Here is a 19504-nt window from a genome sequence, read left to right on the forward strand (position 1 = left end):
GGATCAAAATCCCCCATTGAATGTTTTTAAAGTGATGCTTTGTTTTGTCTAAAAGGGCAATTAAATTTTACAAGCCCCGCCTTCACAACCGTCATCACTTTCAGTTAGTGCAATATCCCCTTGAATATCTTCAGCCCCATCGCGTGTGTTATGGTAGTAGAGTGTTTTGACACCAAATTTATATGCGGTTAATAAATCAGCAAGTAGCTGTTTCATCGGTACTTTGTCATTCGGGAATTTTGTCGGATCATAATTGGTGTTAGCCGAAATTGATTGATCGATAAATTTCTGCATAATACCAACTAATTGTAAATAACCCGTGTTATTAGGAATTTGCCAAAGTAGTTCATAGAAGTTTTTTAAATCTTTATAGTCAGGTACTACCTGCTTTAAGATGCCATCTTTCGATGCTTTAACGCTGACATATCCTCGAGGTGGCTCAATACCATTAGTCGCATTAGATATTTGCGAAGACGTTTCAGAAGGCATTAACGCCGATAAGGTTGAATTACGTAGACCATGAGTTTTAATTGATTCACGCAGTGCTTCCCAATCATAATGTAATGGCTCTTTTGTAATGGTATCAAGATCCTTTTTATAGGTATCTATCGGTAATATCCCTTGTGAATAGGTCGTTTCGTTAAATAAGTTACATGCACCTTTTTCTTTCGCTAGGTTATTTGATGCTTTTAAAAGATAATATTGCATCGCTTCAAACGTGCGGTGGGTTAAATTATTAGCGCTGCCGTCTGAATATTTTACCCCATGTTTTGCTAAATAATAGGCATAGTTAATGACACCAATGCCTAATGTACGGCGATTAATAGATGAATTGCGAGCAGCAGGAACAGGGTAATCCTGATAATCAAGCAGTGAATCAAGGGCACGAACCGTTAAATCGGCAAGCTCTTCAAAATCATCTAACGATTGAATTTCACCTAAATTAAAGGCGGACAGTGTACATAGTGCTATTTCACCCTTTTCATCGTTGACATTGTTCAGCGGTTTAGTTGGTAACGCAATTTCCATACATAAATTAGATTGATGTACAGGCGCAAGCTGAGCATTGAATGGACTGTGAGTATTACAGTGGTCAACATTTTGAATATAAATACGTCCAGTTGATGCACGTTCTTGCATTAACAGGGCAAAGAGTTCTACCGCTTTCACTACACGTTTTCGAATGTTTACATCTTGTTCATATTGATGATACAACGCATCGAATTTTGCTTGATCGGCAAAAAACGCCTCGTATAGACCCGGAACATCTGACGGGCTAAAAAGGGTAATGTTTTCGTTTTGGATTAAGCGTTGATACATTAATTTATTAATCTGAACACCATAATCCAAATGTCGAACACGGTTTTCTTCAACACCTCGATTGTTACGTAAAACCAATAGACTTTCGACTTCTAAATGCCAAAGCGGGTAAAATACCGTTGCAGCACCACCACGAACACCGCCTTGTGAACAGGATTTTACCGCTGTTTGAAAATATTTATAGAATGGGATACAACCGGTGTGGAAAGCTTCACCACCACGAATTGAACTACCAAGCGCTCGAATTTTGCCCGCATTAACCCCAATGCCTGCACGTTGTGACACATATTTGACAATTGCGCTTGCCGTCGCATTAATAGAATCTAAGCTGTCATCACATTCGATAAGTACACATGAACTAAATTGGCGTGTTGGGGTGCGAACACCGGCCATAATTGGCGTTGGTAATGAAATTTTAAAAGTTGAGACTGCATCATAAAAGCGTTTGATGTAGCTAAGACGCGTATCTTTAGGGTAATTAGCAAAAAGACAAGCTGCGACTAAAATGTATAAAAACTGTGCGCTTTCATAAATCTCGCCTGTTACCCGATTTTGAACTAAGTATTTTCCTTCAAGCTGTTTTACTGCTGCGTACGAAAAAGACATATCACGCCAATGATCGATAATTTTATCCATTTGTTCAAACTCTTCTTGCGTATAATCTTCAAGTAAGTGTTTGTCATAACGGTCACTTGCCACTAGTTTTTTTACATGTTCATAAAGTGGTGGAGGAGTAAATTGGTTATACGCTTTTTTACGTAAATGAAAAATGGCTAAACGTGCAGCCAAATATTGATAATCTGGTGAATCTTGCGATATAAGATCGGCGGCAGCTCGAATAATTGTTTCATGAATATCAGATGTTCGGATCCCATCATAAAATTGAATATGTGAACGTAATTCAACTTGAGATACCGAAACATTTTCTAATCCTTCTGCTGCCCATGTAATTACCTTGTGAATTTTATCAAGATTGATAGGTTCTTTCTTACCATCTCGCTTGGTCACAAATATTGATTTATTCATTTTCCATCCAGTTTTATCCCGTTTTTTGTGGAGCTTATCATAATTGATATTTGTCAAAATATACAATATATAGTGCCTATTAATCATTTTATTACTATATATAGTGTATTTATTAGTCAGTTAACATTTTTTTATTTTGTTAACTATCGGTTAGTAAACGTTTTTTTCTGTAATAAAATAAAATGGTTTAGAAAGGTTTTACTTATGGATCATTTTTGGTTTTTATAACGTTGAATTGCGCTTGCTTTATTTTGGGCTTCTAACCATGCAAGTTTATCGGCATAATTTTTTTCTGCACCACGATCAGTTGGTTGATAATATTTACTATCAGCCATTTCAGGCGGAAAATAATTTTCACCTGCTGCAAAAGCATTAGGTTCATCATGTGCATAACGGTATTGTGCTCCATAGCCCAAATTTTTCATTAGACTGGTTGGTGCATTACGTAAATGTTCAGGTACATCATAGTCTGGCTTAGACTGCGCGTCACTCATAGCTTGTTTGAAAGCAAGATAGACGGCGTTACTTTTCGGTGCACAAGCCAAATAAACTATAGCTTGCGCAATGGCGCGTTCTCCCTCGGCGGGGCCAACACGTGTAAAACAATCCCACGCCGCCAATGCAACTTGCATTGCTCTTGGATCAGCATTGCCGACATCTTCAGAGGCAATTGCCAGTAATCGACGAGCAACATAGAGGGGATCACCACCGGCAGTAATGATTCTTGCATACCAGTATAATGCAGCGTCAGGCGCAGAACCACGAATTGATTTATGGACGGCAGAAATCAAATCATAATATCGGTCACCTTGATTATCGAATCTGGCACTACGCTCACCCATGACTTCTTTGAGTAACGCTGGTGTTAGTTCATTGCCACCGGACATATCCACTAATAATTCAAGTGTATTCAGTGCACGTCTGGCATCCCCCCCGACAAATTCAGCAATCTGTTTTTTTGTTTCTGGTGGTAACACGACATGTTTATTGCCATAACCTCGAACCGGATCATCAATGGCTTGTTGTAAAATATTTTCGATATCGGCATTGGTTAATGATTTGAGTAAATAAACCCTAGCTCGTGATAACAGCGCTGAATTGAGTTCGAATGACGGATTTTCAGTTGTCGCCCCAATAAAAGTAACTGTACCATTTTCAACATAAGGCAAAAATACATCTTGTTGGCTTTTATTAAAACGATGAACTTCATCAACAAATAAGATCGTACGGATACCCGCTTGCTGATTGATTTTTGCACGTTCAATGGCTTCACGAATATCTTTGATTCCGGATGTGACTGCCGAAATTCTTTCGACTTTAGCATGAGCATGATGCGCTATAATTTCAGCTAATGTGGTTTTCCCAGTTCCCGGAGGCCCCCATAAGATCATTGAATGAAGGTTTCCGGCTTCAATGGCTTTCGGTAATGGTTTTCCTGCTCCTAGTAGCTGAGTTTGTCCAATGTATTCTGATAAATTACGTGGACGCATTTTTGCCGCTAAAGGCTGAAATTCATCGGTCGTAAAATCAAATGACATGCTAGGCATAACAGGTGGTATCCAAGTTTGAAAAATTCATTATATTATATACTTGTTAATTGATAAGTGAAAAAGAAAAGAAAATAACTTTTCGAACTTAACGAAAAACGGTAATATTTTGACCTAATCAGATTTACGAACACTATTTAACGCTTTGTTATAGATAAAAAAAGTAAGGATTCGTTATGAAACAATTTTTAGTATTAATGGGATTATTAGTTAGCGTATCCGCTTGGGCAGGTGATAAAGAGGTCTTACAACAGCGTTTAGACAAAGTTGACGGATTTTATGCACGCTTTTCACAAGATGTAAAAACAGCAGATAATCAGCAAGTTCAAGAAGGAAAGGGGGATCTTTGGGTAACAAGACCTTACTATTTTAATTGGAGAATGACAGAGCCAGAGGAAACAACTATTATTTCGGATGGAAGTAATATGTGGGTCTATACGCCAACAGTCGAACAAGTCACAGTGATGGATTTAAAAAAAGCCGTTGATAATCGTTTAATGCTTTTAATTACCGATAGTCATAATCCTATTTGGAACCACTATCAAGTTACACGTAAACAAGATTCATTCACTTTAAAGCCAACAGACAGTTCAAGTCAGAATTTTATCATTTCAGTGTTACCAAGCGGAATGATTTCCAATTTTACGATTATTGAGGAAGATGGACAACGCAGTTTTTATGATCTATCGCACCAAAAACTTGGAAAAGTAGAACTCAGTAAGTTTCATTTTGAACCGCCTTTAGGCATTCAAATTGACGATCAACGATAAGTGATCAATGCGTTTAAAGTAATAAAAGTCATTATCGATTATCATTTTGAGCCTTAAACACAAGATAGCGTCAATTAATTTTGCTAAATTTATTTTTAATTAGTTGATAGCTACGAGTGAGTTAAAGCTTGATGATTTGTTTAGTTTAGTCTAATTCATTGTTATTGATACTAATGACGGGATTATCAGAAAATAAATAGTGATCACGTCTTGTTTCAAAATCTTTATTTGCAGCATCAAAAAGTGCTTTTTTAGTGTTTTCTAAATGCTGCCACATCGCTAATTTTGCTGCTTTAGGATCTCGATTAATTAAAGCTTCCAAAATTTGGTTATGTTCATCTGCCCAATTATTAATGGTTTGTTCTGGCATATTTTCATGAAGTTTTTTCCATAAAGGATTTAACGTGCGCTGTTGCCATGTCTCTTCAACAATGATAGTTAAAGCACTGTTACGAGTAATCATGGCAATCTGAGTATGGAATTTAATATCCCAATAGGGATCGCGATGATGATCTTCTTTTTGAGCATTATGTTGAATTTCTAATAATTTAACAATATCTCCCTTGGTGATTTGTGTGGCAGCAAATTCAGCAATATTACTTTCAATAAGTTGGCGTGCTTGCAACAGTTCAAAAGGCCCACTTTTTACAAAATTTAATCCTCCTGAAGTTGATGAAAGGTTTTTAAGCGAGCTATTGCCAATAACGTGGATACCCGATCCTTTACGTGCTTCAACAAAACCTTCAACTTCTAACATGATTATTGCTTCTCTTACGACAGAACGACTAACTTTTAACTCTTCGCACACCAATCTTTCTGAAGGTAATTTGCTTCCTATTGGGTAAATACCGCTAATAATCCGATTTTTTAATTCTGATGCGATGACTTGATAAAGCCTGTGATATTCATTTTGTTTTTCGGTCATAATTTATTTTTTTAAAATACCTAAGTCGTTTAAATATAACCTTAAAATAACATCTAATTGATTAGAGTTAAATAATGTAACTCTAATTTTTTTTATACTATTTTTATCAATTCTTACATAACTGACAAGTCGATAAACCATCTTAAATTGTTGTTATATTTTAGCTATATCATGTGTGTCAACTTTTTAGATTGTCATATATGTTTGAGTTAAATTTGATGTCTTTTTCACTAAATTTATATATCTAATATAGGTTAACTATCTTGCAGTTATAAGTTAGATTTTTTAGGGATACTTAACCGTGTTACATTTTATCGTCTCACGCATGTTGCTGAATCGACATTCCTCATTTTTTGATCATTTAAAACACAGTTAATGGCGTCTAATTAAAACATTTTTAATCATTCAATGGGTAAACCCACCTTGTTGCGATTTATGAATTAAAAAGTTGTCTGATATCTTGTTTTAAAGTTCAACGTTCAAATTTTTTTGAATTTATCAGCATAATGATTATCTTACTTTCAGATTTACCTATTGTTAACAAAACACCATGATGCATTTTGCTGTTTATTGCAAGTCTTAGAAATAATTTTTGATGTGGATCACATTTATCCAATAAACCCATTAAAGCTAAATTTTTAGCTCTTTATATTCCTTATCAGTGGTTAACTCTTCATAGGATAAATTATGACAAGTGAATTTTATAAAAAACCAACTTATTGGTTTGCTTCCTGTTATAGCTTTATGTATTACGCAGCAGGCAGTTTTGTTTTCTCTTTTTACTCAATTTGGCTTAGTAAAGAGATTGGTTTAACAGCGAAACAAACGGGTATCATTTATTCATTTAACTACTTTATTTCGTTAATTATCATGATTATATATGGTGTTTATCAAGATAAATTAGTCTTAAAAAAACACCTTATTTGGTTTCAAAGTATTATCATCACCTGCGCAGCACCTGCATTAATTTATATTTATGAACCACTTTTAAAGCATAACTTTTATGTTGGTGTGATTTTTGGCAGTTTCTTTTTAGGATTTGGTTGGGTGGCAGGTATGGGACTGATTGATTCATATTGTGAAAAGATTAGTCGGGCGTTTGGATTTGAATTTGGACAATGTCGAACTTGGGGCTGTATTGCTTATGCAGTAGGGACTTTTATCGCCGGAATTTTAATAAGTATTAATCCCCATCTTAATTTTTGGGCAGCGTCAATTGTCGGTCTCTGTTTTATGATTTTAAATCTCAATTTCAAACCTGACTTAACTCAATCCTCAAGTGTGGTATTTCAAAAGAAAGAAAAATTGACCTTTAATGAAATCCTTTCTGTGTTTACGCTCAAAAAGTTTTGGATATTTGTTATTTATGTATTAGGCACTTATAGCCTTTATAATATTTATGATCAGCAACTGTTTCCTGTCTATTTCACACAACAATTTACCGATGTAAATGATGGTTATCATTTATATGGTTTATTAAATTCTTTTCAAGTGTTCTTAGAAGCTGCAGTCATGTTTTGTGTTCCTTTTGTTGTTAATCGAGTTGGCGCAAAAAATGCACTTATTTTTGCTGCATTTATATCGGCATCACGAATATTTTTAACTGCTCATGTTGATAGCATTGTCATTATATCCATTATTAAGCTGATGCATTGTTTAGAAATTTCAACCATTTTAGTCTCAGTATTTAAGTATATTGATAACAATTTTAATGCTCGTCTTTCTGCCACTGTTTTTCTGATTGGTTATCAAGTCGCAGGTTCAGTTGGGGTTATTTTGTTCTCAACTTATGTTGGCGACATTTATGATACCGCTGGCGCCGCAACGACGTTTAATAATTTAGGTTTGGTGGTTTTAGGTTTTATGATTTTTGCCATTTTCTTCTTAAGTCGAGACCAAAAAGGGAACACATAAAAAAAAGATTAATAAAAACACATATCTTTTAGACGGTAATAATAAGAATTTATTAAGACATATTAAGGATTAAAAATGAATATATTCAATTCAGTGACACAATTTAACTTTGAACAAACTCGAACTATTTCACCTGAAAATATGACAGGCGAAAAGGGTAAGTCTTGTATGAAAGCAAGTGCTTTAGGCCCTAGCCGTAAAGGACAAGGGTGTATCTCGATTCCGGCAGGGGAAAAAATAACAATTGCAGAAATTAGCGGGCCTGCTGAAATTAGACATATGTGGTTTACCTTAACCGATAGAACACATCGTGGTAGTTTTGTCTTGCGTGATGTGGTTATTCGTATCTACTGGGATGACGAAACAATACCGTCAGTTGAAAGCCCAATTGGTGATTTTTTCTGTAATGGATTTGGAGCAAGATGTGATATCAATTCATTACCGATTGTGGTTAATCCAACAGGGGGATTTAACTGTTATTTTAGAATGCCATTCAATAAAAAAGCCAGAATAGAAATTCACAACGAGCATGAAGCAGATTTACAACATTTCTTTTTCACTATTAATTATGCCATCATGCCAAAACCGTTCGAACAGCCTCTCTATTTTCATGCACAATGGCGTCGTCAGTGTGTAACTCAGTATGCACAAGATTATGTCATATTAGATAACGTACAAGGTCATGGCTATTATGTGGGGACGTATTTAGCCTTAACCGCTTTAGAACGGTATTGGTGGGGAGAAGGCGAGTTCAAATTTTATCTGGATGATGATAGTGCGTATCCAACACAACATTCAACTGGCTCAGAAGACTATTTTGGTGGGGCATGGGCATTTCATAATCGTGACAGTCAAGGTAAGCCTAAAGCAAAATGTTTTCAAACACTGTTTATGGGCTATCCTTATCAAACTAATCGAGATGCTACACGGGATTTTTTTCAAACAGGTGATTCAAATCCGGTACATGGCTTCGGCGATGATGCACTTCCGATGCATGGTTTATACCGTTGGCATTTACCTGATCCGGTTGCTTTCCATAAAAATATTAAGTTAGCTTTTCAACAGATCGGAAATGATGATATAAGATTGTATGAACGTTGTGATGATATTGCCAGCGTGGCGTATTGGTATCAAAATCCGTCGGAAAATCACAACCCGACTTTTCCCAATAAACAACAACGCACACCACGATAGTCTGGAAGGTGAAATATGGCGAGTAATAAATTAAGAATCAATGATATTGCTCGTTTGGCTGGCGTTTCGGCAACGACCGTCAGCCATATTTTTAATAAACGAGATAAAAAATATCGAATCTCATCTCTTACACGCCAAAAAGTGCTTGCAATAGCTGAGCAGTATAAAGAGCAATCGCATATTCGTCGATACTTAGTCAAGGCGAAGAGTACCAATACAATTGGTGTCATTGTTCCTGATATGTCGAACTCGTTTTTTTCGATGTTTTTACACCATTTAGAAGCATCATTTCGGGAAAAAAATATTCAGCTTTTAATTACTTGTAGCCACTATAATAAAGAGGTTGAAATTAATGTAGCGCAAAATTTGGTTGAACGAAAAGTGGATGCAATGATAGTGGTCACATCACTAGATAGCGATGAGTTTTACATGAGTATTAATCAACATACTCCGGTGTTATTTTTTGATCGTTATATTGAGCATACCACACTTCCATTTATTACAAGTGAGGCAATAGGATCGGTAGCTGAATTAATCGAACCTTATGCAAAAAAATTAAATGAGTTTTATTTTATTGGTTGTGATGCACAACTCACTTCAATTCGTGCTCGGTTACAAGGATTTAAACAAGGTTTAACGAATGCAGGCTTAACGCCAGCTTCTGACTGGATCATTTGTGATAGTTATTGCCCAAATAAAGGTTATGACTTACTCAAACGATTGCATCAAAAATTAGGGCGTTTACCGAAAGCTATTTTTACTCCGTCCGGTAATTTATTGCAGGAAGTGTTGAGCTATTTAGTCGAGGTTAAAGTTAATCCAGACCAAATTTGCTTATGTTCGTATGATTATAATATTTATCTGGATTACTCTTATTATCCGATTGATGCTATTGCACAAGATTTTCAAACTATGGCACTGACGTGTGTAAACACTATAGATGATCTGCTTAATTTTAAAGCGCTAAAGCATAACGCGATTTTCATCAAACCACAAATTAAACGCCATCCATAGCTTTTACGATGAGAGACAAAAGTAATAATAAGATGATTAGCGATTAGCGTTTTTCATGATACGCGCTTTATCAACCTGCCATTGCCGTTCTTTGATATCCGTTCGTTTATCGTACTCTTTCTTGCCTTTAGCCACACCAATTTTGACTTTTGCCCAAGCATTTTTCCAATATAATGAAAGCGCAACAACTGTGTAACCTTTTTGATTGATTTGACCAAATAGCGAATTTAATTCACGTTCATTCAAAAGCAATTTACGGTTACGCATGGGATCGCAGACAACATGTGTTGAAGCCACATTTAATGGTGTAATGGTTGCACCAAATAGCCATGCTTCCCCGTCTTTAAGCAGTACATAGCTATCGCTAATATTTACTTTTCCTGCACGCAGGGATTTAACTTCCCAACCTTGTAGGGATAATCCCGCCTCAATTTCCTCTTCAATAAGGTACTCATGGCGTGCGCGTTTATTTAATGCAATGGTTGCCGAACCGGGTTTGTGTGATTTTTTCTTAGTCATAATGTGCGTTATTATAGAGTTACGTGTTAATATATGCCACAAATTTTATTTTTAATTAATTAATGTTATGGCACATATATTTCACGAAGTTATTGAACCGTATTCAATTGAACAAATGTTTTCATTAGTCAATGACATTGAGCGATATCCTGAATTTGTTCCCGATTGTATCGCAACGGGAATTATTAGAAAACAGGATAATATTATTGCTGCATTTATTGAAGTTGAAAAATTTGGTTTCAAAAAATCATTTACCACATTAAATCAAATTAATGAACCTAATTCAATCGATTTAACCCTTTTAGAAGGCCCATTCAAGCACCTTTCGGGCAAATGGCAGTTTACTACACTTTCTGACAACCAAAGTAAAATCAGTTTTAGTTTAGATTTTGAATTTCAAAATAAATTATTAGACATGACTTTTACCCCAATGTTTAAAGATGTGATGATAAATATGGTTAAAGCGTTTTCCAATCGAGCAAGGCAGATTTATTAATATGATAACGGTTCAAGTTGTGTATGCGTTACCGAATAATCCGACAATAATTGATTGTCAGGTTGAAGAATCGACGAATATCTTGCAAGCAATAGTAAAATCCAATATCTTATCTATTTGTCGCATTCAATTAGATGATCATCTAATTGGTATTTATGGAAAACGTTGTTCGCTTGATGAACTAGTGAAAGAGGGTGATCGTATTGAAATTTATCGCCCTTTAATCAACGATCCTAAAGAAATAAGACGAAGAAGAGCAGCATTAAATAAATAATGATTACTGGCAAGGGAAACACGATGCATAATCTGATAATTGAAAAGATTGAAACCTTATGCAAAAAACGCGGTATTAAATTGACAACCCAACGTCGTACAGTTTTAGATATCATGTTAACGGCAAATAAGGCTATGAGTGCATACGATCTTTTAGATTTATTAAAAGTCAGTGAACCCCAAGCCAAACCACCGACTATTTATCGTGCCCTTGAATTTCTGCTTGAGCAAGGCTTTATACATAAAGTTGAATCAAGCAATAGTTATATTGTTTGCCCACATTTTCAAGACCCCGATCATCTTTCAATTCTCTTTATTTGTGATAAATGCCGACAAATTTTTGAAAAACACTCAGCAAATATTGAACAACAACTAAAACAACTGGCACAACAAAGTCAATTTTTGATTAAACACAGCGTGTTGGAAATTCATGGAGTGTGTCAGTCGTGTCAACCTTAATTATTTTTCTTTGGCTATTGAATATCGGCTGTGACACGGTCGGTCAAATCGCCTTTAAATATGCAGCGATTACCTCAAAGCATAATCAAGGTTTAGATTATTGGCATAAACTATTTGGTAATTTTTGGCTTTGGATTGGTTTTGGATCTTATTTTGTTGGTTTTATTTTCTGGTTAGCTTTTTTAAGCGAAGTGCCTTTGTCACAAGGTATTTTATTGGGTTCGTTTAATATGATAACGGTCATGTTAGCAGGACGGATCTTATTTAAAGAGCACCTAACGTGTTTTCGGTTGTTAGGGATATTTTTTATTACAGCAGGAGTAGTTTTAGTAGGACTCACGGAATGAAAAAATTTTATTTAATTGGCTTTATATTACTGCTTTTTTTTGATACTTTTGGTCAAACCAGTTTTAAGCTGACAGCAATATCGGCTTTACCTTTCGAATTGAGTGTCGATTGGTTATTACGTATTTTTAGCCACTGTTGGGCTTATTTAGTCATGATAGGTTATACTGGTGCGTTCGTGACCTGGATGGTACTGTTAAAAAAAGCACCGGTTGGCCCTGCTTTTGCCGCCTCGCATTTACAAGTTGTTACGGTAATGTTAGTGTCGGTAATGGTGTTTAATGAAAAGATTACATTAACACGCTTTATAGGCGCAATAAGTATAATCATCGGGATTATTTTTTTAGCGTTAGCTGAACAAAGAATTCACCAAAAGTCTAAAAAAGCGCATAGCTAATTTGAAAATGATGTGATTTTAACAATTTATGGCAATTACTTCTTAAATTTGTTTATCGAGATTCTTTAACATTTCGATTATAGGTCGATTTGCATCAGGAAATTCATCCGCATTCAATTCTTCTTGATCTACCCATCGGCTGGGTTGTCCTTCTTTAGCAAATGGAACGCCGTCCCATTCTTCCACTAAATAAGCGTGAATGGTAATATCACGATCATCGTAGCTGTGTTTCACTACTTTTAAAAATTGAGCATCATGGATTTGGATATCAACTTCTTCAGCAATCTCGCGTTGCAAAGTTTGATAAGGTGTTTCACCTACTTCTATTTTTCCTCCGGGAAACTCCCAAAAACCCGCTAAATGAGAGTCTTCTCCACGTTGGGTAATAAAAATTTGACAATTTTCCGAACGTATAATTCCTATTGCTATTTCAGTATGTTTTCTCATAATTCTGTTTATCTATCCGTAAAATTAGGGAAAGTGAACACTTTCCCTTGAATTTAAACGACGATGATAATCGCTGATTAAATCATCAATAATGTTTGATGATACTAAATTTTTTGCTTATTGAACAGCACCATGACAATGTTTATACTTCTTACCTGAACCACAAGGACATGGATCATTTCTTCCCACTTTGGCTTCAGTGCGAACTCTAGGTTGAGTTGAGCTTGTATTGTTTTCGCTTTCACCTTCGATATTAGAAGCTGATTCATGACTTGCATGTTGCTTAGCTGATAGTTTTTCCATTTCAGCAATGCGTTGACGTTCTGCTTCTTCCACTTCTTCTTGTGAACGAATAACAACACGACTTAATATCCCAATAACTTCATATTTTAGTGATTCTAACATGTCTTCAAACATGTTAAAGGATTCACGTTTATATTCTTGTTTAGGATCTTTTTGCGCATAACCTCGTAGATGAATACCTTGACGTAGATAATCCATCGCAGCCAAGTGTTCTTTCCACAAGTTATCAAGCGTCTGTAACATAACTGTTTTTTCAAAATGTCTAAATGCTTCTGAACCTGCTGCTTGCTCTTTTTCTTCATAAGCTTGTTGAGCAATTTGAATAATACGTTCTCGAAGTGACTCTTCATAAAGATTTTGTTCTTCATCCAACCATTTAGCAATTGGAAGATCCAAATCAAAATCACGTTTTAGCGCTAATTCAAGTCCTGGTACATCCCACATATCTTCGATTGATTCCCGTGGAATATAACGATCGATGAGCGCATTAAATACATCAACACGGATTACGGTAATGGTATCTTTAATTTCAGTATTATCCAGTATCTCATTTCGTTGACGATAAATTGCTTTACGTTGCTCATTGGCAACATCATCATATTCAAGCAATTGTTTACGAATATCAAAGTTACGACTTTCAACTTTCTTTTGAGCATTCGCAATCGCTTTATTGACCCATGGGTGTTCGATCGCTTCGCCTTCTTTCATACCCAATTTACGCATCATATTACCAACACGTTCTGACGCAAAGATTCTCATCAGCGGATCTTCAAGCGATAAATAAAAACGTGAACCGCCCGGATCTCCTTGACGACCAGCACGACCGCGTAACTGATTATCAATACGACGGGATTCATGTCGTTCTGTACCTAAAATGTAAAGCCCGCCCAGAGCAATAACTTCTTCATGTTTAACTTGCCATGCTTGTTTAGCTTTTTCGATATCTTCTTGAGTTGGATTTTCAAGTTTTGCTAAATCGCTTTGCCAGTTACCGCCAAGCATAATATCGGTACCTCGACCCGCCATATTGGTGGCAATAGTGACAGCGCCTTTACTCCCTGCATTAGCAATAATTTCTGCTTCTTGGGCATGGAACTTGGCATTTAATACGTTGTGCTTAATGCCAACTTTTTTAAATGCATTGGATACCAATTCTGATTTTTCAATCGATGCAGTCCCCACTAGTACTGGTTGTCCTCGTTTTACACAATCTTGTACGTCAGCGACAATGGCTGCAATCTTCTCTTTTTCAGTCATATAGACTAAATCGGATTGGTCTTTACGCTGCATTGGGCGGTTAGTTGGTATAACAATGGTATCCAAACCATAAATCTGATGGAATTCGAAGGCTTCAGTATCGGCAGTACCCGTCATACCGGCTAATTTTTCATATAGACGGAAATAGTTTTGGAAAGTGATTGAAGCTAACGTCTGGTTTTCATTCTGAATTTTAACATGTTCTTTTGCTTCAACCGCTTGATGTAAGCCGTCAGACCAACGACGTCCTTCCATTGTTCGTCCAGTATGCTCATCGACAATAATAATTTCGTTATTTTTAACGATGTAGTCGACATCACGATGAAATAAATGATGGGCTCGTAGTGCCGCATTGACATGATGCATTAACACAATATTACTTGGCGCATAAAGCGACTCATCATTTTTCATGATACCTTGTTTAATTAGTAGTTCTTCTACCTTAATTAATCCTCGTTCAGTTAGATTAACTTGACGTGATTTTTCATCAATTGAAAAGTCACCGTCTCCTTGAAACTGATCTGAGTCTTCTTTTTCTTGGCGAATAAGATGAGGGATAATTTTATCAACACTCACATATTTATCTGAGCTGTCTTCGGCTTGCCCAGAAATAATCAACGGTGTTCTTGCTTCATCAATTAAAATTGAGTCAACCTCATCGACTAAAGCATAATGTAATGGTCGTTGAACACGCGCATCTTTACTAAACACCATATTGTCACGTAAGTAGTCAAATCCATATTCGTTGTTGGTACCATAAGTGATATCAGCGCTGTAAGCTTCTCGTTTTATTGCTGGCGGCATATTGGGCAGGTTAATACCAACGGTTAAACCTAAAAATTCAAATAAAGGACGATTATTTTCAGCATCACGTTGTGCTAAATAATCATTGACCGTGACGACATGCACACCTTTGCCTGTTAATGCGTTTAAATAAGCGGGTAATGTTGCGGTTAACGTTTTACCTTCACCTGTACGCATTTCGGCTATACAGCGCTCATTTAAAACCATACCACCAATTAACTGAACATCAAAATGACGCATACCAAAAACACGTTTACTGGCTTCACGGACAACGGCAAAAGCTTCTTCTAAAATATCATCTAAACGGGTACCTGATGCTAATTTTTGTTTAAATTCAACTGTTTTTGCTTTAAGTTCATCATCAGTTAATGCTTCCATTGCAGGTTCTAATGCATTAATTCTTTCAACACGCTTACGCAGGGTTTTTAGCACACGTTCATTACGGCTACCAAAAACTTTAGTTAATAATTTTAATAACATAAATTTCTCTTTCTTCTTTTAATAGGGAATGTAAGGTCGACACCTTAGATAACAACATAAAAATTAAGTAATAAACTCTTAAATTAAATAGTGTTTTTAGGACCTGCTCTTATCGCATTATGTGAAGTTATTTGAATGGGTTTATTGGTGGATAAAATATCGTAATTAGTCGCCATAAAGACAGTATTGGTACTGAATTTTTGGGGGTTGGTTAACGATGGTGACACCTTTCGGATTGACACTTGTTGATCTTGAACGATTTCATTGTTCGCCATAATCCCAACGTGAGAAACCGTTGACTCATTAGGAATAGCATCTTGTTGGCATAAACTAAACCCAGTAGCAATTACACCTAATAATAAGTGCGATAAAGCTGTTTTGATTGATAAGCGTTTACTGAGTATTTGCCAGAAATTAGTCATGATCATAGTGGCAATATGTTAGCATTATTTGCCAAAATGAAAAACATTTATTACTTGTATTGTTATCAAGAAAATGAAGATTCAGTTAAAAAGGAAATTTATCTATCTTGTCGAACGTTTAATGACAAGATAGATAAAGATAAAAAACTATTTTACCATCAATTGACCCATCATACCCAGTGTTTCATGTTCAATGATATGACAATGATACATGCGTAATCCGGGCATATTTTGTTGAATCTTTATCGTGATTGTTTCATGGGGTCGAAGATTTACTGTATCTTTTAATGCCACGTATTGGGGGAGTGTTTTGGTACCATTAAATTCATGTGAAACGACCATAAATTGTGCACCATGAATATGAAAGTTATGATCCATATGAGAGTTATTATGAATAGTCCATTCTTCAACCTCGTGAATTTTACTTTCAAGATCGATACGATTCATATCATGGCGTTTGCCATTGATTAAAAATAACATTCCGCCACGCGGCTCTTTCATGTCCATCACTTCGGTATATTCCAGTTTTTTGTGTGCGGTGGCTTGTCCAAGTTTTGGTAAGGTACGAAGTGTTGATGGCAAGGTGATTGAGTTTGACTGCGTTAAATCTAATTCTGCAAGTAACATATCTTGTTCAGGTGGTACATTGCCCATTTTGCCTCGATCGTAACCGATAGATTGCAAATAAACCGTCCCCGTTTTTTTAGGTAGAATAACAATTTCTGCCCGTTCGGCAGGGGATAACAGTAATGGTTTATTTAGTGATACAGGTTCAGACAATAATCCACCGTCAGTCCCCACTAAAAAGACATCACAATCAGGAATGGATAAGTTCAGGTATCTACCTGAACAAGCGTTCCAGATTCTTACACGTGTCGCTGAATCAACTTTAATTTTAGGTCGATAACTACCGTTAATTAATACAAATTGACCTTCACGACCGTTCATCCAATCAACCATGGTATTATCGGCAATTTCACCTTTATCCGTTAATTTTAAATCTGAAAAGAACCAGTGTTGTTCAGGAAGAGAATTTAAAGGATCATCTTTGCTTCGAACGATGAATGTTCCAGCTAAACCTCGATAAACTTGTTCAGCTACTGTTTCATGTCCATGAGGATGATACCAAAATGTGCCTGCATTTCCTTTAGGAACGTCAAATTCATAAACACGACTTTTTCCCGCTGGAATGGCATCTTGAGGGTTACCATCTTGATTCGATGGAATAAGTAAACCATGCCAATGCACGGTCGTGGCTTGTGGCAGATCATTTTTTACTGTGATTTTAACGTGATCACCCTCGTTAACTTCAATTTTAGGGCCGGGAATCATACCGTTATATGCCCAAAATTCCGTCGTAATTTCAGGTGTTAAGGCAATTTTGACGGGTTTGAGGTGTAAGGTCGCTTCAAATACACCCGGTTGATTACTTTCATTTTTTAAATTGATCAAGCTGGGTAAATTGTCGTTCTGTTTTAGTGAGGAAGTAGGCAAAAGCTTTTGTGGTTTTTGATCGTGATTCATATTCATATTCATGTTCATATTCATATTCATATTCATATGTTCGTGCATATTATCCCCCTTGTTACAATCATCAGAATTGAGTTCGCAGGTCATACCCGTCATCTTGGTATGTTCCATTTTAGCAATGGCTTTGGTTGCAACTAATCCACCTACAGCAGCCGTAAAATTCATTAAAAAATGTCGACGTTTCATAATATTCCCATAATAAATTAACTGATTTAACAATAACGCTGAAATCGTGATGTGAGCAAACATAACGATAGATAACGTTTGTTTATAACTGATAGTGATTAACAACTACTATCTAATAGCGATAACTTATTAAGCAATTCGTGGTGGTCTTAATTCAGGAATAAATTCATTATCATTTGCAATGAATTTAAGTGATAAAAAATGTGTAAAGTTGATTTGCCTATCGAGGTTAATGGCATAGTTTGAAACGATTGCCCCACATACAGCACAATGATTGATTAATGAACAATTTATTTTTGATGATAAAGATTTAGCGTGATGAGGATCCGAGCTTTGATCGAATGTTAAAATGGAATGAGTCGTTAAAAAACAAGTCGAGTCAAAAGACTTTCCCATTTTTGATAATGGTAGTACAGAATAACCATACAGCAACAAAACCGCTGTTAACACAACGATGCCTTTAAATTGTATATTGAGGATCCTTACTGACATATTACAATCTCACAACGCATCAAATCGCTAATAAGCAATATTGTACTTCAAACGTCACGATATAGCACGTTTTTTAAACATTTCTTATTTTTAAACAGTATAATTGAAAGCTAACAGATTGAATAACTATATTAATTATAAAAATCAACTATAGACTTTTTTTAAGTTTGGCGAATTAATGAAATTCGTATTGCGATTGACCCTTAAACTCATTTTCAAATTTGTCTCAAAATTCCCCTTTATTGTTTAAAATAAGCAAGATAATTGTTTAGGCTTCTGGTATGATATGCAGTAATTTTAATTGACTAATCATTACAATATGAAAATTCTTTTTGGTGTTCAAGGAACAGGAAATGGTCATATTAGCCGATGTCGAACTTTAGCCAAAGCGTTAAAAAAGGCAGGCGCTGATGTTGAGTATATTTTTAGTGGGCGTGATCCAAAAGATTATTTTGATATGGACGTTTTTGGTCATTATAAGACTTTTCGGGGTGTTACCTTTGCAACAGTCAATGGAAAGATAAATTTTCGTAAAACGGTTCAACGCATCCGTGCTTTTCGGTTAATTAAAGATGTTCGCGAACTGGACTTATCAAAGTATGATTGTATTATTAGTGATTTTGAGCCGGTAAGCGCTTGGGCTGCTCATCATCAGCATCGAGAATGCTTAGGTATCAGTAATCAGGCGGTTTGTCAGTATTTAAAACCCAAAGAATATGGACTGATTGCAAATGTGATCATGAAGTATTATGCGCCAGTAACCAAGCCAATTGGTTTACACTGGTTTCATTTTGGACATAAATTATTGCCACCCATGATTGATTCATTTCAAGTGGCGCCTACCGAAAATGGTTCCATTGTTGTTTATTTGCCATTTGAAAATATGACTGAAATTGTTGAATTACTTAAACAATTTCCTAAACATCAATTTATCTGTTTTCATCCAAATATAAAGCAATTATCACAAAACGATAATGTTACTTTGCACCCTCTTTGTCGTGACGGTTTTATGGATGCGGTAATAAGCTGTTCGGGGATTATTTCTAACACGGGATTTGCACTGATATCTGAAGCATTAGTTTTGGGTAAAAAGATTTTGACTAAACCTGTCTCGGGTCAGTTTGAACAAATCTATAATGCTCAATGTTTACATACATTAGATATGGCAACGGTGATGGAAACCTTAAATAGCATTAAACTTAAGTATTGGTTAGATTTACCTTCGCCAAAACCAACGGTCTATCCTGATGTTGCAACTGAACTTGCTAATTGGATTGTTAATGGGCAAAAAGAGTCTTTGCTTTCTTTAAGTCAACGACTTTGGGCGCAAACTGTTTTTCCCGAAAATGTAAATCAACGAATTAAAGCTTTAGGTTATGTATAA

19 protein-coding genes are annotated in these 19504 nt (G+C 35.8%); 10 read left to right on the top strand and 9 right to left on the bottom strand.

The genetic code is table 11. From position 1 onward, the window contains the following. Positions 1-60 precede the first annotated feature (60 nt). Together nrdA and ACGH6P_RS00955 are read right to left on the bottom strand one after the other, a co-directional pair. The gene (gene nrdA / locus ACGH6P_RS00950; protein WP_267380837.1) at positions 61-2346 is read right to left on the bottom strand and encodes a class 1a ribonucleoside-diphosphate reductase subunit alpha; all 2286 of its coding nucleotides are present in this window, start codon (positions 2344-2346) and stop codon (positions 61-63) included. Positions 2347-2555: 209 nt separating this feature from the next. Then, positions 2556-3893: a replication-associated recombination protein A gene (locus tag ACGH6P_RS00955; protein WP_411596509.1), complete on the bottom strand. Its 1338-nt coding sequence runs from the start codon at positions 3891-3893 to the stop codon at positions 2556-2558. A 176-nt stretch (positions 3894-4069) separates the two neighbouring features. Here ACGH6P_RS00955 and lolA point away from each other — a divergent pair, with 176 nt between their 5' ends. Beyond that, entirely contained in the window at positions 4070-4663 is a 594-nt protein-coding gene (gene lolA / locus ACGH6P_RS00960; RefSeq protein ID WP_267349822.1) for an outer membrane lipoprotein chaperone LolA, read from the top strand. A 145-nt stretch (positions 4664-4808) separates the two neighbouring features. Here the strand turns inward: lolA and ACGH6P_RS00965 are convergent, their stop codons facing one another. Further along, complete coding sequence (locus ACGH6P_RS00965; RefSeq protein ID WP_267349820.1) at positions 4809-5588, bottom strand: GntR family transcriptional regulator; 780 nt, start codon at positions 5586-5588, stop codon at positions 4809-4811. Between the two features lie 687 nt (positions 5589-6275). Between ACGH6P_RS00965 and ACGH6P_RS00970 the strand changes: the two genes are divergently transcribed. From ACGH6P_RS00970 to ACGH6P_RS00980, 3 genes are all read left to right on the top strand, one after another. Then, the gene (locus ACGH6P_RS00970) at positions 6276-7502 is read left to right on the top strand and encodes an oligosaccharide MFS transporter (RefSeq protein ID WP_411596510.1); all 1227 of its coding nucleotides are present in this window, start codon (positions 6276-6278) and stop codon (positions 7500-7502) included. Positions 7503-7577: 75 nt separating this feature from the next. Next, a complete protein-coding gene (locus tag ACGH6P_RS00975) occupies positions 7578-8696 on the top strand; it encodes a glycoside hydrolase family 172 protein (protein ID WP_411596511.1) in 1119 nt (372 codons plus the stop codon). Between the two features lie 15 nt (positions 8697-8711). Then, positions 8712-9710 carry a substrate-binding domain-containing protein gene (locus tag ACGH6P_RS00980; RefSeq protein ID WP_411590278.1) on the top strand — a complete coding sequence of 333 codons (999 nt, stop codon included), beginning with the start codon at positions 8712-8714 and terminating at the stop codon, positions 9708-9710. Positions 9711-9746: 36 nt separating this feature from the next. Here the strand turns inward: ACGH6P_RS00980 and smpB are convergent, their stop codons facing one another. After that, positions 9747-10229 (bottom strand): SsrA-binding protein SmpB, encoded by a 483-nt coding sequence (gene smpB / locus ACGH6P_RS00985; RefSeq protein WP_411596512.1) that lies wholly within the window; start codon positions 10227-10229, stop codon positions 9747-9749. Between the two features lie 67 nt (positions 10230-10296). Here smpB and ACGH6P_RS00990 point away from each other — a divergent pair, with 67 nt between their 5' ends. Genes ACGH6P_RS00990 through ACGH6P_RS01010 form a run of 5 tightly spaced genes read left to right on the top strand, consistent with a single transcriptional unit; the run spans position 10297 to position 12199 of the window. Continuing rightward, positions 10297-10725: a type II toxin-antitoxin system RatA family toxin gene (locus ACGH6P_RS00990; protein ID WP_267349810.1), complete on the top strand. Its 429-nt coding sequence runs from the start codon at positions 10297-10299 to the stop codon at positions 10723-10725. Between the two features lies 1 nt (position 10726). Then, the gene (locus ACGH6P_RS00995) at positions 10727-10999 is read left to right on the top strand and encodes an RnfH family protein (protein ID WP_267349808.1); all 273 of its coding nucleotides are present in this window, start codon (positions 10727-10729) and stop codon (positions 10997-10999) included. Between the two features lie 23 nt (positions 11000-11022). Further along, entirely contained in the window at positions 11023-11457 is a 435-nt protein-coding gene (zur, locus tag ACGH6P_RS01000) for a zinc uptake transcriptional repressor Zur (RefSeq protein ID WP_065558826.1), read from the top strand. Further along, positions 11445-11804 (top strand): EamA family transporter, encoded by a 360-nt coding sequence (locus ACGH6P_RS01005; RefSeq protein ID WP_267349804.1) that lies wholly within the window; start codon positions 11445-11447, stop codon positions 11802-11804. Before zur ends, ACGH6P_RS01005 begins: the two co-directional genes overlap by 13 nt. After that, positions 11801-12199 (top strand): EamA family transporter, encoded by a 399-nt coding sequence (locus tag ACGH6P_RS01010; RefSeq protein ID WP_267349802.1) that lies wholly within the window; start codon positions 11801-11803, stop codon positions 12197-12199. The genes ACGH6P_RS01005 and ACGH6P_RS01010 overlap by 4 nt, the downstream gene beginning before the upstream one ends. A gap of 42 nt (positions 12200-12241) precedes the next feature. Here the strand turns inward: ACGH6P_RS01010 and mutT are convergent, their stop codons facing one another. The 5 genes from mutT to ACGH6P_RS01035 form a co-directional block, all read right to left on the bottom strand. Next, entirely contained in the window at positions 12242-12646 is a 405-nt protein-coding gene (gene mutT, locus ACGH6P_RS01015) for an 8-oxo-dGTP diphosphatase MutT (protein WP_267349800.1), read from the bottom strand. 117 nt (positions 12647-12763) lie between these two features. After that, a complete protein-coding gene (secA, locus tag ACGH6P_RS01020) occupies positions 12764-15490 on the bottom strand; it encodes a preprotein translocase subunit SecA (protein ID WP_267359366.1) in 2727 nt (908 codons plus the stop codon). A gap of 83 nt (positions 15491-15573) precedes the next feature. Then, on the bottom strand, positions 15574-15912 hold the full coding sequence (locus ACGH6P_RS01025; RefSeq protein ID WP_411596513.1) for a hypothetical protein: 339 nt from the start codon (positions 15910-15912) through the stop codon (positions 15574-15576). Between the two features lie 147 nt (positions 15913-16059). Then, a complete protein-coding gene (locus ACGH6P_RS01030; protein WP_411596514.1) occupies positions 16060-17628 on the bottom strand; it encodes a multicopper oxidase family protein in 1569 nt (522 codons plus the stop codon). 129 nt (positions 17629-17757) lie between these two features. Further along, a complete protein-coding gene (locus ACGH6P_RS01035; RefSeq protein ID WP_411596515.1) occupies positions 17758-18120 on the bottom strand; it encodes a hypothetical protein in 363 nt (120 codons plus the stop codon). A gap of 319 nt (positions 18121-18439) precedes the next feature. On the opposite strand from ACGH6P_RS01035, the gene ACGH6P_RS01040 reads away from it, so the two are divergent. Further along, a complete protein-coding gene (locus ACGH6P_RS01040) occupies positions 18440-19504 on the top strand; it encodes an MJ1255/VC2487 family glycosyltransferase (RefSeq protein ID WP_411596516.1) in 1065 nt (354 codons plus the stop codon).

This window comes from Gilliamella sp. CG25 (genome assembly GCF_046635705.1).
In the GTDB taxonomy this organism is placed as follows: Bacteria; Pseudomonadota; Gammaproteobacteria; order Enterobacterales; family Orbaceae; genus Gilliamella; species Gilliamella apicola_I.

What these genes read in the sequence shown, in the direction of transcription:
- secA (WP_267359366.1), bottom strand. Translation starts at nt 15,490, where the DNA reads ATGTTATTAAAATTATTAACTAAAGTTTTTGGTAGCCGTAATGAACGT.
- ACGH6P_RS00965 (WP_267349820.1), bottom strand. Translation starts at nt 5,588, where the DNA reads ATGACCGAAAAACAAAATGAATATCACAGGCTTTATCAAGTCATCGCA.
- ACGH6P_RS00975 (WP_411596511.1), top strand. Translation starts at nt 7,578, where the DNA reads ATGAATATATTCAATTCAGTGACACAATTTAACTTTGAACAAACTCGA.
- ACGH6P_RS00970 (WP_411596510.1), top strand. Translation starts at nt 6,276, where the DNA reads ATGACAAGTGAATTTTATAAAAAACCAACTTATTGGTTTGCTTCCTGT.
- nrdA (WP_267380837.1), bottom strand. Translation starts at nt 2,346, where the DNA reads ATGAATAAATCAATATTTGTGACCAAGCGAGATGGTAAGAAAGAACCT.
- ACGH6P_RS01040 (WP_411596516.1), top strand. Translation starts at nt 18,440, where the DNA reads ATGAAAATTCTTTTTGGTGTTCAAGGAACAGGAAATGGTCATATTAGC.
- ACGH6P_RS01035 (WP_411596515.1), bottom strand. Translation starts at nt 18,120, where the DNA reads ATGTCAGTAAGGATCCTCAATATACAATTTAAAGGCATCGTTGTGTTA.
- ACGH6P_RS00995 (WP_267349808.1), top strand. Translation starts at nt 10,727, where the DNA reads ATGATAACGGTTCAAGTTGTGTATGCGTTACCGAATAATCCGACAATA.
- ACGH6P_RS01010 (WP_267349802.1), top strand. Translation starts at nt 11,801, where the DNA reads ATGAAAAAATTTTATTTAATTGGCTTTATATTACTGCTTTTTTTTGAT.
- smpB (WP_411596512.1), bottom strand. Translation starts at nt 10,229, where the DNA reads ATGACTAAGAAAAAATCACACAAACCCGGTTCGGCAACCATTGCATTA.
- zur (WP_065558826.1), top strand. Translation starts at nt 11,023, where the DNA reads ATGCATAATCTGATAATTGAAAAGATTGAAACCTTATGCAAAAAACGC.
- ACGH6P_RS00980 (WP_411590278.1), top strand. Translation starts at nt 8,712, where the DNA reads ATGGCGAGTAATAAATTAAGAATCAATGATATTGCTCGTTTGGCTGGC.
- ACGH6P_RS00990 (WP_267349810.1), top strand. Translation starts at nt 10,297, where the DNA reads ATGGCACATATATTTCACGAAGTTATTGAACCGTATTCAATTGAACAA.
- lolA (WP_267349822.1), top strand. Translation starts at nt 4,070, where the DNA reads ATGAAACAATTTTTAGTATTAATGGGATTATTAGTTAGCGTATCCGCT.
- ACGH6P_RS00955 (WP_411596509.1), bottom strand. Translation starts at nt 3,893, where the DNA reads ATGCCTAGCATGTCATTTGATTTTACGACCGATGAATTTCAGCCTTTA.
- ACGH6P_RS01030 (WP_411596514.1), bottom strand. Translation starts at nt 17,628, where the DNA reads ATGAAACGTCGACATTTTTTAATGAATTTTACGGCTGCTGTAGGTGGA.
- mutT (WP_267349800.1), bottom strand. Translation starts at nt 12,646, where the DNA reads ATGAGAAAACATACTGAAATAGCAATAGGAATTATACGTTCGGAAAAT.
- ACGH6P_RS01025 (WP_411596513.1), bottom strand. Translation starts at nt 15,912, where the DNA reads ATGACTAATTTCTGGCAAATACTCAGTAAACGCTTATCAATCAAAACA.